This window comes from Cupriavidus necator A5-1, assembly GCF_000744095.1.
Taxonomy (GTDB): Bacteria; Pseudomonadota; Gammaproteobacteria; order Burkholderiales; family Burkholderiaceae; genus Cupriavidus; species Cupriavidus necator_A.
Genome location: NZ_JQLI01000008.1, coordinates 3906105 through 3918287 on the forward strand (window position 1 = coordinate 3906105; position 12183 = coordinate 3918287).

9 protein-coding genes and 1 pseudogene are annotated in these 12183 nt (G+C 65.9%); 8 read left to right on the plus strand and 2 right to left on the minus strand.

What is annotated here, in order from left to right; translation table 11 throughout:
- Positions 1 to 162: 162 nt before the first annotated feature.
- Positions 163 to 774, minus strand: a complete 612-nt coding sequence (locus K307_RS42170; protein ID WP_042886961.1) for a ferritin-like domain-containing protein — start codon at positions 772 to 774, stop codon at positions 163 to 165.
- Positions 775 to 914: 140 nt separating this feature from the next.
- Here K307_RS42170 and K307_RS42175 point away from each other — a divergent pair, with 140 nt between their 5' ends.
- The 8 genes and pseudogenes from K307_RS42175 (at position 915) to K307_RS42210 (ending at position 9337) form a co-directional block, all read left to right on the plus strand.
- A complete protein-coding gene (locus K307_RS42175) occupies positions 915 to 1514 on the plus strand; it encodes an RNA polymerase sigma factor (RefSeq protein ID WP_042886963.1) in 600 nt (199 codons plus the stop codon).
- Entirely contained in the window at positions 1511 to 2263 is a 753-nt protein-coding gene (locus K307_RS42180; RefSeq protein ID WP_042886964.1) for an anti-sigma factor, read from the plus strand. The genes K307_RS42175 and K307_RS42180 overlap by 4 nt, the downstream gene beginning before the upstream one ends.
- Before the next feature lie 141 nt (positions 2264 to 2404).
- On the plus strand, positions 2405 to 3817 hold the full coding sequence (argH, locus tag K307_RS42185) for an argininosuccinate lyase (RefSeq protein ID WP_042886965.1): 1413 nt from the start codon (positions 2405 to 2407) through the stop codon (positions 3815 to 3817).
- Positions 3818 to 4008: 191 nt separating this feature from the next.
- Positions 4009 to 4551 carry a TRAP transporter small permease subunit gene (locus K307_RS42190; RefSeq protein ID WP_042886966.1) on the plus strand — a complete coding sequence of 181 codons (543 nt, stop codon included), beginning with the start codon at positions 4009 to 4011 and terminating at the stop codon, positions 4549 to 4551.
- On the plus strand, positions 4548 to 6287 hold the full coding sequence (locus K307_RS42195) for a TRAP transporter large permease (protein WP_042886967.1): 1740 nt from the start codon (positions 4548 to 4550) through the stop codon (positions 6285 to 6287). Before K307_RS42190 ends, K307_RS42195 begins: the two co-directional genes overlap by 4 nt.
- Before the next feature lie 240 nt (positions 6288 to 6527).
- Complete coding sequence (locus tag K307_RS42200) at positions 6528 to 7034, plus strand: cupin domain-containing protein (protein WP_042886968.1); 507 nt, start codon at positions 6528 to 6530, stop codon at positions 7032 to 7034.
- 41 nt (positions 7035 to 7075) lie between these two features.
- Positions 7076 to 8875 (plus strand): cytochrome P450, encoded by a 1800-nt coding sequence (locus K307_RS42205; protein WP_042886969.1) that lies wholly within the window; start codon positions 7076 to 7078, stop codon positions 8873 to 8875.
- A 224-nt stretch (positions 8876 to 9099) separates the two neighbouring features.
- A pseudogene (locus tag K307_RS42210) lies at positions 9100 to 9337 on the plus strand (FitA-like ribbon-helix-helix domain-containing protein).
- A 450-nt stretch (positions 9338 to 9787) separates the two neighbouring features.
- On the opposite strand, the gene K307_RS42215 reads toward K307_RS42210, so the two are convergent.
- The gene (locus K307_RS42215; RefSeq protein WP_042886970.1) at positions 9788 to 12058 is read right to left on the minus strand and encodes an arginine/lysine/ornithine decarboxylase; all 2271 of its coding nucleotides are present in this window, start codon (positions 12056 to 12058) and stop codon (positions 9788 to 9790) included.
- Between the last annotated feature and the right edge of the window lie 125 nt (positions 12059 to 12183).

The following is a 12183-nucleotide window of genomic DNA, read 5'->3' on the forward strand; positions in this document are numbered from 1 at the left end:
GGGGTGAGGGCTGGCGCCTGCAACGGGCGACGGCCTCCCCTGCGCCGGGCCCGGCTCTGCCGGAACTTCGACCCCTGCAGTACTGCCAACGCCTGCCCTCACCCCCTGCCCCTCTCCCGCAAGCGGGAGAGGGGAGCAAACCGGCGGCAGGCTTGCGCCTTCTCACCCCACAAACGCGCCCGGCACCGGGTCCTCACCCAGCGCATGCAGCAGCACGGCCCAGTGCATGGCCTCGTCACCAAGGATGCTGCCGGCGGCCCGCGTCAGCTCACGGTTGTAGAAGTTTGGCAGCACGCCCAGGTAGGCCGCGGTGGCGCCCTTCTCCAGCCCGGCGGCAAAGCGCAGCACATCGGCCTGCGTCTTGAGCTGGTCGGTCGGGAAAGAATATTCCGACGGCTTCTTCGCCATCACCGGCGAACCACCCAGTTTCGATACCGTGCCTGCCAGCACCTGCGCATGGGCCTTGTGATGGCCCTGGAATTTCACGGCGGTATCCAGCACTGGCTTTTGCAGCAGCCCGCTTTCCGCGCCGACCTGGTAGGCGGCGATCGCCTGGTATTCCAGCCCCAGCGCGGTATTCAGGATATTGATGTCGTCTTTGGTGCTGCCTGATTGCGTCTGCGCCCAGGCGGGCATGGACTCACCAAGGGTGATGACGGCCAGCGAGCCGAGCGCGAACAAGCCCGGCGCCTTGAGCAGCCCGCGCCGGCGGGCATCCGGCAGCGTGACGATGGTTTCAGGCTCGCGCGCGGGCATCTGTGACATGCGGTCCATGATGATCTCCTGTGAGGGATGAAGACGTGGCGCCCCGGTCCGGGGTGCCTGGCTTGCGCCTGTCACTTCTACGCACGCGCCGCGCGTTTGGATGCATAGCTACCTATAATCCCGCAGAGCCCCTGCGAGGACCCGTCCCGGTGCCCCCTTCTACCCAGCCGTCCTATGCCATGCCGGCCGATCCCGACCGGCTCGCGGCATTGCTGCAATCCGTGGCCCTGGGCGACCGCCAGGCACTGCGCGGCATCTATGACCTCACCGCAACGAAACTGTTTGGCCTCGCGCTGCGTATTACTGGCAGGCGCGATTGGGCGGAGGATGTCGTGCAGGAGAGCTTTGTCAGCATCTGGCACCACGCCGGCGACTACCGGCCGCACCTCGCCGCGCCGATGACGTGGATGACCACGATCGTGCGTAACCGGGCGCTGGACTGCCTGCGCCGCGCCGCGGCCGCGCGCGTGTCGCAGACGGTTGAGCTGGAGGAAGACCTGGGCGAATGGCTTGCCGACGACGCCGCCGGCCCGGCCGAGCTGGCCGACGCCAGCCAGCAGGCACGCGCGCTGAACCGCTGCCTGCAGCGGCTCGAGCAGTCGCAGCGACAGGCCATCGTGCTGGCCTACCTGCAGGACCTGAGCCACGCCGAGCTGGCCGCGCGGCTGCGCGTGCCGCTGGGCACGGTCAAATCATGGGTGCGCCGCGGCCTGGAGCGGCTGCGCAGCTGCATGGAGGCGGCAACATGAAGCTGGCCGCCCATCCCGAACTGCTCGACCGCGTCGCCGCCCAGTACGCGCTGGGCGTGCTGCGCGGCGGCGCGCGCCGGCGCCTGGAACAGTTGGCGCGCGAAGATCCCGCGGTGCGCGCGGCAATCCACCGCTGGCAGGCCAGGCTCTCGGGCGTGGCCGAATTGCAGGCGGCCGCCGAGCCGGTCGACAAGGTCTGGTGCGGCATCGAGGAGCGGCTTGGCTGGAAGCCCGCTGAGGCTCACGCCCAGCCCGCGCGCCCCCTCCGCCCTGCCGACCCCGCCGGCGGCTGGTGGCAGCGCCTGTGGTCGACCCCGGTCTTCTGGCGTGGCGCGGCGGCGGCGATGGCCCTGGTGGCGGTACTGGCCATCGGCATTGGCGTGCGGCTGGCGCAGCAGGGCGAAGCGGCGCCGGCCGAGGTGGTCGCCGTGCTGAACGACGACCGCGCCCAGCCGGCCATGCTGGTGTCCTGGGATGCCGGCGCGCGTAGCCTGATCGTGAGGCGCCTGGATCACATGGAACTCAGCGAGCGGCAGGTGCTGCAGCTTTGGGCGCTGCCGGCCGGCGGCAAGCCAAGGTCGCTCGGCGTGATCGGGCGGGCGCCGGAAGTGCGGCTGGCGCTGGCGCATCTGCCCGAGGCCGTGCCCGCGCTGGCGGTCAGCATCGAGCCGCCCGGCGGCTCGCCCAATGCCGACGGGCCGAGCGGCCCGGTGGTGTTCAAGGGACCTGTGATCCACAGCCGGCTCTGACGAACGGCGCCGTCGTGCCGGCCAGCGCCGCCAGCCGGCCGGCCGGCGATATAATCGCCCTTTTCCCAAATTCTCCAATTTCTCGCGCCCGCCGCCGTCCCCACGGCGCCCGCCTGCCGCGAGCCACTGCCGCTGACGTCCATGTCCACCTCCCAACTTGCCAAGAAAGGCGAAGCCTGGTCCGCCCGCTTCTCCGAACCGATGTCCGACCTGGTGAAGCGCTACACCGCCTCGGTGTTCTTCGACAAGCGCCTGGCCCTGTTCGACATCCAGGGCTCGCTGGCCCACGCGGCCATGCTGGCAAAGCAGGGCATCATCGCCGAGGCCGACCGCGCCGAGATCGAGCGCGGCATGACGCAGATCCGTGGCGAGATCGAGGCCGGCGGCTTTAAATGGAAGCTGGACCTGGAAGACGTCCACCTGAATATCGAGGCACGCCTGACCGCGCTGGTGGGCGATGCCGGCAAGCGCCTGCACACCGGCCGCTCGCGCAACGACCAGGTCGCCACCGACATCCGCCTGTGGCTGCGCAGCGAGATCGACAACATCATCGCGCTGCTGGGCGCGCTGCGTGGCGCGCTGCTGGACCTGGCCGACCAGAACGCCGACACCATCCTGCCGGGCTTCACCCACCTGCAGGTGGCGCAGCCGGTCACCTTCGGCCACCACCTGCTGGCCTACGTGGAAATGTTCACGCGCGACGCCGAGCGCATGGCCGACTGCCGCAAGCGCGTCAACCGCCTGCCGCTGGGCGCCGCCGCGCTGGCCGGCACCAGCTACCCGATCGACCGCGAGTTTGTGGCGCAGCAGCTGGGCTTTGACGGCGTGTGCCGCAACTCGCTCGACGCCGTGTCGGACCGCGATTTCGCCATCGAATTCTGTGCCGCCGCCGCGCTGGTGATGACGCACGTGTCGCGCTTCTCGGAAGAGCTGGTGCTGTGGATGAGCCCGCGCGTGGGCTTTATCGACATCGCCGACCGCTTCTGCACCGGCAGCTCGATCATGCCGCAGAAGAAGAACCCGGACGTGCCCGAGCTGGCGCGCGGCAAGACCGGACGCGTCAACGGCCACCTGATCGGCCTGCTGACGCTGATGAAGGGCCAGCCGCTGGCATACAACAAGGACAACCAGGAAGACAAGGAGCCGCTATTCGATACGGTCGATACCGTGGTCGACACGCTGCGCATCTTTGCCGACATGGTGCCGGGCATCACCGTCAAGCCGGAAGCCATGCGCGCCGCTGCGCTGCAGGGCTACGCCACCGCCACCGACCTGGCCGACTACTTGGTCAAGAAGGGCCTGCCCTTCCGCGACGCCCACGAGGCCGTGGCCCACGCGGTGCGCGCCTGCGACAGCCGCCAGTGCGACCTGGCCGACCTGACCGTGGCCGAGCTGCGCGAGGTCTCCGGCCTGGGTGACAAGGCCGCGCTGATCGGCGACGACGTGCACACCGTGCTGACCCTGGAAGGCTCGGTCGCCGCGCGCAATCATATCGGCGGCACCGCGCCGGACCAGGTGCGCGCTGCCATCGCGGCCGCGCGCGCAGCCCTGTAATCCCGGACAGCGCTGTAAGTTTCGCGTAAGTTTGCGCAAGAAAAAGCCACCGCGGCGCGAGCCCGGTGGCTTTTTTCTTGGATGTTCCCCACTTTGGCGCAATCTCGTCGATCCCTGTAGGTAGTAGCCCCTAGCGCCGCCAAATTTTGTTACAGATAAACTAAGCGCCGCAAAAACCGGGGAGACAACCCATGTATTACTTGCTTGGTCTGTCACGACAGATCGACAGGTTGAATCAGCACACGGGCAGGCTTGCAAACATCATGATCCTGCTGTCGTGCCTGATCAGCGCAGGCAACGCCCTTCTGCGCTATGGCTTCAACTTGAGCGATAACTGGCCACTCGAACTGCAGTGGTACATGTTTGCCATCGCCGTGATGTTCGGCACCTCCTACACCTTCCAGCGCAATGAGCACGTGCGCGTAGACCTGATCTACGGCAACGTCTCGGAACGCGCGCAGCACTGGATCGACATCTTCGGGATCGTCGTGTTCCTGCTGCCCTCGTGCCTGCTGTTCACCTGGCTGTCGTGGGATTCCTTGTTCCTGCCCTCGTGGCGCATCCTCGAGCAATCGGGCAATTCCGGCGGCCTGCCGCGTTACCCGATCAAGCTGGTGGTGCCCATCGGCTTCGCCCTGCTGACGCTGCAGGGCGTGTCCGAGCTGATCAAGCGCTTCGCCGCCCTCAAGGGCCTGGTGCGCATCGAATCCAAGTACGAGAGGCCGGTTCAATGATTCCGTTGGAATATATGCCGCCGCTGATGTTCGGCGGCCTGGTGGTATTCATGCTGATCGGCTTCCCGGTCGCATTCTCGCTGTCGGCGGTGGGCCTGGCCTTCGGCTTCCTGGCGATCGAATGGGGTTACTTCCCGCTCAGCTTCCTGCAGGCCGTGCCGAGCCGCGTGTTCGGCAGCGTGCTGGCCAACGAGCTGCTGCTGGCGATCCCGTTCTTCACCTTCATGGGCGCCATCCTGGAGAAGTGCGGGCTGGCCGAGGACATGCTGGACTCCATGGGCCAGCTGTTTGGCCCGGTGCGCGGCGGCCTGGGCTATTCGGTGATCATCGTCGGCTTCATCCTGGGCGCGATTACCGGCACGGTGGCGGCACAGGTGATCGCGATGGCGATGATCTCGCTGCCGGTGATGATGCGCTACCGCTACAACATGAAGTACGCCACCGGCGTGCTGGCCGCATCGGGCACCATCACGCAGCTGGTGCCGCCGTCGCTGGTGCTGGTGGTGCTGGCCGACCAGCTCAAGACCCCGCTGGGCAGCGCCGACGTGGGCAGCATGTACCTGGGTGCGTGGGGCCCGTCGGTGGTGCAGATCGCGCTGTTCGCGCTCTATACCTTCATGCTGGCCCGCTTCAAGCCCGACTGGCTGCCGCCGGTGCCGCCGGAGGCGCGCACGCTGCGCGGCTGGGCGCTGTGGCGCAAATGTCTGCGCGGCATCATCCCGTGCGCGGTGCTGATCTTCCTGGTGCTGGGGACGATCATGATGGGCATTGCCACGCCGACCGAATCCGGCGCCATGGGCGCAGTCGGCGCGCTGGTGCTGGCCGTGATCCGCGACAAGGCCTTCAGCCGCATCGACCGCCAGGTCTATCGCGTCGGCATCGCCGCCGCACTGGTGGCCGCGGCCGTCGGCATCTTCGCCTTCGGCTCGCACGTGTTCCGTATCCCGCTGGCGGTGGTGTACCTGGTCATCCTCTGGCTGCTGGTGCGCGCCGGCCAGATGACCGAGTTGCGCCTGCTGATCGTCGATGCCTACCAGTCCACCGCACGCCTCACCGCGATGGTGGTGTTCATCCTGATCGGCTCCACCTGCTTCTCGGTGGTGTTCCAGGGCGTCGACGGCGGTGCGTGGGTGGAACACCTGTTCACCTCGCTGCCGGGCGGCTGGATCGGCTTCCTGATTGTGGTGAACCTGTTCATTTTCTTCCTGGCCTTCTTCCTCGACTTCTTCGAGATCGCCTTCATCGTGGTCCCGATGCTGGCGCCGGTGGCGGTCAAGGTGCTGGCGCCGGTGGTGGCCGACTCGATGGGCGGCAACCCGGAAGCCGCGGCTACGGCGGCGCTGGTGTGGTTTGGCGTGATGCTGTGCGTGAACATGCAGACCTCGTTCATGCATCCGCCGTTCGGCTTTGCCCTGTTCTACCTGCGCGGCATTGCGCCGAAGGAAGTGAAGAGCTCGGACATCTACTGGGGCGCCCTGCCCTGGGTGGGTCTGCAGATGGTGATGGTGGTCATGGTGATGTTCCTGCCCGGCATGGTGACGGGGCTGCTGGACAAGGGTGCGCTCAAGCACAGCGGTTCGGCGGAGGTGAGCATCCCGCTCGGCGGCGAGCCGGAGAAGCCAGCCACACGGCCGGGGCCGGGTGAGGCCTCCGCGCCCGGTACGCTGGAACTGCCTGGCGCTGCCGAGCCGAGCGAGCCGGCCGCGCCGCAGTTCGAGTTCGAGAAGAAGAACTGAGCTGCACCCATCGATATTGGATGCAACACGAGCCCCGCAGCGATGCGGGGCTTTTTCATTGGTGCGCGCCTGGCCGGAATGGCGCAACCGTGACTTTCCGCCAGGGTCTGGGGCGAATTCGGTACGGGACACCAACGCTGCCTTCATCGAGCCATTGCATGCTTGTAAGCCGCGCGCGCCTCACTACGATGATTGCAAGGCGCCCCTGACAAGAGGCGCTGAGACAAGAAGGAGAAGACGATGAACACGCACATCCTGCAATCTGCGCCGCGGCTTGCGCTCACAGCCGCAGTCCTGCTTACCCCGCTCGCCGCATCCCCGCCGGCTGGCGCCGAAGAGCCCACCACGGCCGGCATGGAAATGGTCAATCCCGCCGCCATGAAATGGGGCGACGCGCCCGCGTCACTGCCCAAGGGTGCCAAGCTTGCCGTGCTCTATGGCGATCCCGGCAAGGAAGGCCCGTTCGTGATCCGGCTCAAGACACCAGGCGGGTACAAGGTGCCGCCCCACTGGCACACGCAATCTGAGTACCTGACCGTCATCTCGGGAGCGCTCTACCTGGGCGGCGGAGACAAGATGGACGCCTCCCAGGCGCACGCGCTGAAGGCAGGTGGCTTCCACTACCTGCCGGGCAAGGCGCACCACTTTGCCTTCTCCAAGGTGCCGACCGTCGTCCAGATCCACGGCATGGGCCCGCTTGATATCAACTACCTGGACCCCAAGGATGATCCTTCAGGCAAGCGATGACATCGGGAAAGCCGAACTGTCGTGCCGACGAGGGGGCGAACATGGGCGGACAGCATGAAGCAGTGAGCGCCGGCGACAGGGTGCGCGTGGCGTCCGCGGCCTCCCTCAAGGAGGGCTGTCTGCTGCCGGTTCAGGCCGAGGGCGTCGAAATCGTACTGGTGCGCCACCGCGGCGCGGTCTCTGCCTACCAGGGCCGCTGTCCGCATCGGGGCACGCTGCTGGCGGAGGGTACGCTCGAAGCCGGCATCCTGACCTGCCGCGGGCACGGCTGGCGCTTCGACTGTGCCTCGGGCGTGAAAGTCGACCAGCCTGAGGTCTGCCTGCGGCGCTTCACGGCCTCGGTGGCAAGCGCAGAAGTGTTGCTGGATCGTGCCGAGGTTCTCGCGTGGAAGCGCGAATCGGCTGACAGTGGCCGCCACGAGCCGCGGGCAGCGACCGGCGCCCCGGCACGCTCGCTGTCGCAGCTGCCAGGCCCCAGGGGACTGCCCTGGCTGGGCAACGTGCTGCAACTGCACAAGGCGCAGATGCATGTCGATCTCGAACGTTGGTGCGAAACGTACGGCCCGATCTACCGCATCAACCTGATGCGACGTCCGGTCGTGGTGGTCGCGCATGGCGAATGGATCGACCGCATCCTCCATGACCGGCCGGAAACCTTTCGCCGCGCGAGAGCCATCGAGGCGCTATCCCGCGAAATTGGCTCCGTGGGCGTATTCTCCGCGGAAGGTGCGGACTGGCGCAGGCAGCGCCGCCCGGTTGCGCAGGCACTCGACGCACGCCATCTGCGCGACTTCTTTCCCACCCTGGCCATCGTCACCCTGAGGCTGAAGCAGCGTTGGGAAAAGGCGGCCGCCAGAAAACGGCCGGTCGACGTACAGCACGACCTGATGCGATACACGGTCGATGTCACCACCAACCTTGCCTTCGGCTACGACATGAACACGCTGGAGCGCGAGGGCGGCGACATTCAGCAACATCTGGTGCGGATCCTGCCGATGATCGACCGGCGGGTGAACGCGCCCTTTCCATACTGGCACTATTTCCGCCTGCCGGCCGACCGCGCATACGACCGGGCCGTGGCAGCCGTGCGCGAGGCGATCGGCGAGTTCATCGCGGCGGCACGCCAGCGGCTGGCGCAATCCCCGGCACTCGCCGCGCATCCCAGCAATTTCCTGGAAGCCATGATCGCCGCGCAGGCCGCTGGCGAAGCCCCGCTCAGCGATGACGAGCTGTACGCCAATATCTTCACCATGCTGCTGGCGGGCGAAGACACGACGGCCAACACCATCGCCTGGATGATGCATTTCATGTGCCTCCATCCCGAGGTCCAGCGCAAGATGCAGCAGGAGGCAGATACGGTGCTGGGCGAGGGCGACGTCCTGGGGGACATCGGGGATGCCGCGCGGCTCGCCTACATCGACGCGGTGGCGCAGGAATCGCTGCGCGTCAAGCCGGTCGCGCCGCTCTTCTTTGTCGAACCCAACGAAGACGTCGAGATCGGCGGATACCGGCTGCCGCGGGGCACCTTCATGATGCTGCTGACCCGGCCCGGCGCGCTCAGGGAGAGCAGTTTCGCCGCGGCCCGCGAGTTCCGTCCGGAGCGCTGGCTGGAGGACTCTGCCGCCGCCCATCACCGCAGCGGCTTCGTGCCCTTTGGCTCAGGCCCGCGCCTGTGCCCGGGGCGCAGCCTGGCGCTGCTGGAAATCAAGGCCGCGCTATCGATGGTCTGCCGGCAATTCACGCTCAGCCATGCGCCGGGGTCGGGGCCGGTCGACGAGTCATTTGGCTTCACGATGACGCCGACCGGACTGCGGGTGGTATTTGAAGGGCGCAACGCCTAGCGTCTGCGCGACTGTCTTCCCGCCGTTTGCGAATTGCCTCATCGCCCCTCCGTCGGTGACGGACCAGACTTGGGATATCCCGGTTCAACGCGAGTGCATTCGACATGCAAGCCACGACAACAATCATCCCTGGCGCCAAGCGGGTTCACGGCAAGCTTCCTGGGCTTGAGCGCCGAGGTGACATCAATGCCGTCATTCCGCCATCCGATGCTGAAGAGCGAAGAATGGCAACACTACTCGTCCGTGGCATTGATGAATCCCTGGTCCAAAGGTTGCGCGAGCAGGCGGCCGCGCACGGCCGCAGTGCCGAGGCCGAACATCGCGAGATCCTCGCGCAGGCGCTGCGCACCACCAGCCGCAAGACGTTCGCGGAGGTCCTCACCTGCATTCCGGATGTGGGCGAAGACGCCGGATTTCGAGCGGACGGAAGACTCCGGAAAGGCGGCGCGTGTATTTGATTGACACCAATGTCATCAGCGAACTGCGCAAGCGCGAGCGGGGTAGTCCAAGACGAAGCTTTGTCTAGGAGTTCCAAAATCGATGGTCCTAGCTACCGCCTCACACCCATGTCTCTTGTGAGGCGCCCGCCAGGGTTGTCGCCCATGAGACCCTCAAGCTGGTTTTCGCTGCTGCGCGACAAAACTGTCAACTACTTCGCTCCTGCACGACAAATTCCTCTTTGGACTGGCTTTACTTCGCTGGAAAACGACATTTTCTCTGAAACCTCTTCCTTTTCTGGAATCTTGAAGGCAGAAAAACCAACGGCTGCCAGAAGGCAGCCGTCGCATGCGGGTTCTCATCTGCATTTCCGCAGAACTCACCCCTTGGCCCAACTCATACATAAGGCCGGCCGGACGAAGAAACGCCCCGCATTGCGCGGGGGCTCTTCATACTGGCGTTTCCTACCGAGCTTCAGGCGCCCTGCTTTACGCAGTCGACAAAGTACGCCTTCTTGCCGTCGACCTCGTCCTCGACCAACCCGTGGATATCGGTTTCGAAGCCCGGGAACAGCTTGTTGAACTCGCGCGCGAACTTCAGGTACTGCACGATGGTACGGTTGAAGCGCTCGCCCGGGATCAGCAGCGGAATGCCCGGCGGGTACGGCGTGAGCAGGATGGCGGTGACGCGGCCTTCCAGTTCGTCCACCGGCACGCGCTCGATCTCGCGGTGGGCCATCATCGCCCACGCGTCCGACGGCTTCATCGCCGGTTCCATGTCCGACAGGTACATCTCGGTGGTCACGCGGGCCACGTCGTTGGCCTTGTACACGCTGTGGATCGCATCGCACAGGTCCCGCAGGCCCATGCGCTCGTACTGCGGGTACTTGCCAACGAACTCCGGCAGCACGCGCCACAGCGGCTGGTTCTGGTCGTAGTCGTCCTTGAACTGCTGCAGCTCGGTCACCAGCGAGTTCCAGCGGCCCTTGGTGATGCCGATGGTGAACATGATGAAGAACGAGTACAGCCCGGTCTTCTCGATGATGATGCCGTGCTCGGCCAGGTACTTGGTGACGATCGCCGCCGGGATGCCGCGTTCGCTGAACTCGCCGTCCACGTCCAGGCCCGGGGTGATGATGGTGGCCTTGATCGGGTCGAGCAGGTTGAAGCCGTCTGCCAGGTCGCCGAAGCCGTGCCAGCGTTCGTTGGCCTTGAGCATCCACTCGTCGCGATCGCCGATGCCGTCTTCGATCAGCGCGTCCGGGCCCCACACCTTGAACCACCAGTCGCCGTTCTTGCCGTCGTCATAATCGCCCTCGACCTTGCGCATGGCGCGGCGGAAGTCCATCGCCTCCTGGATGCTCTCCTCCACCAGCGCGGTGCCGCCAGGGGCTTCCATCATCGCCGCGGCCACGTCGCACGAGGCGATGATCGAGTACTGCGGGCTGGTCGAGGTGTGCATCAGGTACGCCTCGTTGAAGCGATAGCGGTCCAGCTTGCGCGTCTCGGAATCCTGCACGAGGATCTGCGAAGCCTGCGACAGGCCGGCCAGCAGCTTGTGCGTGGACTGCGTGGCGAACACCAGCGCGTCCTTGCTGCGCGGGCGGTCCTTACCGATCGCGTGCATGTTGTGATAGAAGTCGTGGAAGGCCGCGTGTGGCAGCCAGGCTTCATCGAAGTGCAGCGTGTCGATCTCGGCCGCCAGCATCTCCTTGATCTGCTCGGCGTTGTACAGCACGCCGTCGTAGGTGCCCTGCGTGATCGTCAGGATGCGCGGCTTCTGGTTCTTGGCCTTGCTGGCGAACGGGTGCGCGGCGATCTTGCGCCTGATGGTCTCGGGATCGAACTCGCTCTTCGGGATCGGGCCGATGATGCCGTAGTGGTTGCGCGTGGGCATCAGGAAGACGGGAATCGCGCCCGTCATCATGATCGCGTGGAGGATCGACTTGTGGCAGTTGCGGTCCACCACCACGATATCGCCCGGCGCCACGTTGGCATGCCACACCATCTTGTTCGACGTCGAGGTGCCGTTGGTGACGAAGAACATGTGGTCGGAATTGAAGATCCGCGCCGCGTTGCGCTCGGACGCCGCCACCGGGCCGGTGTGGTCCAGCAGCTGGCCCAGTTCATCCACCGCGTTGCAGACGTCGGCGCGCAGCATGTTCTCGCCGAAGAACTGGTGGAACACCTGGCCCACCGGGCTCTTCAGGAACGCCACGCCGCCCGAGTGGCCCGGGCAGTGCCACGAATACGAGCTGTCCTGCGCGTAGTCGATCAGCGCCTTGAAGAACGGCGGCGCCAGCGTGTCGAGGTAGACCTTGGCTTCGCGGATGATGTGGCGCGCCACGAATTCCGGCGTGTCCTCGAACATGTGGATGAAGCCGTGCAGCTCGCGCAGGATATCGTTGGGGATATGGCGCGAGGTGCGGGTCTCGCCGTACAGGAAGATCGGCAGGTCCGAGTTGCGGCGGCGGACTTCGGCGACGAAGGCGCGCAGCTTCTCGATCGCGGCGGCTTCGGGCTGGTCGCCGTCGCGCACGAACTCGTCGTCGTCGATCGACACGATAAAGGTCGATGCGCGGCTGGACTGCTGCGCAAACGACGTCAGGTCGCCGTAGCTGGTCAGGCCCATGACCTCCATGCCCTCTTTCTCGATCGCCTCGGCCAGCGCGCGGATGCCCGAGCCGGAGATGTTCTCGGAGCGAAAGTCTTCGTCAATGATGATGACGGGGAAGCGAAATTTCATCGGGCATCCTTGATGGAAAGCAGGACATAAAGGACTTGAGCCACATGGCCGGCGGGAGGTTCCCCGCAGCGGCGACATGTGGCTCTGACGTCAGGTATGGCGGCCACAATCGACATCGAAGGGGG

Coding starts and splice junctions, on each gene's coding strand:
- K307_RS42170 (WP_042886961.1), bottom strand. CDS start 774: ATGGACCGCATGTCACAGATGCCCGCGCGCGAGCCTGAAACCATCGTC.
- K307_RS42180 (WP_042886964.1), top strand. CDS start 1,511: ATGAAGCTGGCCGCCCATCCCGAACTGCTCGACCGCGTCGCCGCCCAG.
- argH (WP_042886965.1), top strand. CDS start 2,405: ATGTCCACCTCCCAACTTGCCAAGAAAGGCGAAGCCTGGTCCGCCCGC.
- K307_RS42190 (WP_042886966.1), top strand. CDS start 4,009: ATGTATTACTTGCTTGGTCTGTCACGACAGATCGACAGGTTGAATCAG.
- K307_RS42195 (WP_042886967.1), top strand. CDS start 4,548: ATGATTCCGTTGGAATATATGCCGCCGCTGATGTTCGGCGGCCTGGTG.
- K307_RS42200 (WP_042886968.1), top strand. CDS start 6,528: ATGAACACGCACATCCTGCAATCTGCGCCGCGGCTTGCGCTCACAGCC.
- K307_RS42205 (WP_042886969.1), top strand. CDS start 7,076: ATGGGCGGACAGCATGAAGCAGTGAGCGCCGGCGACAGGGTGCGCGTG.
- K307_RS42215 (WP_042886970.1), bottom strand. CDS start 12,058: ATGAAATTTCGCTTCCCCGTCATCATCATTGACGAAGACTTTCGCTCC.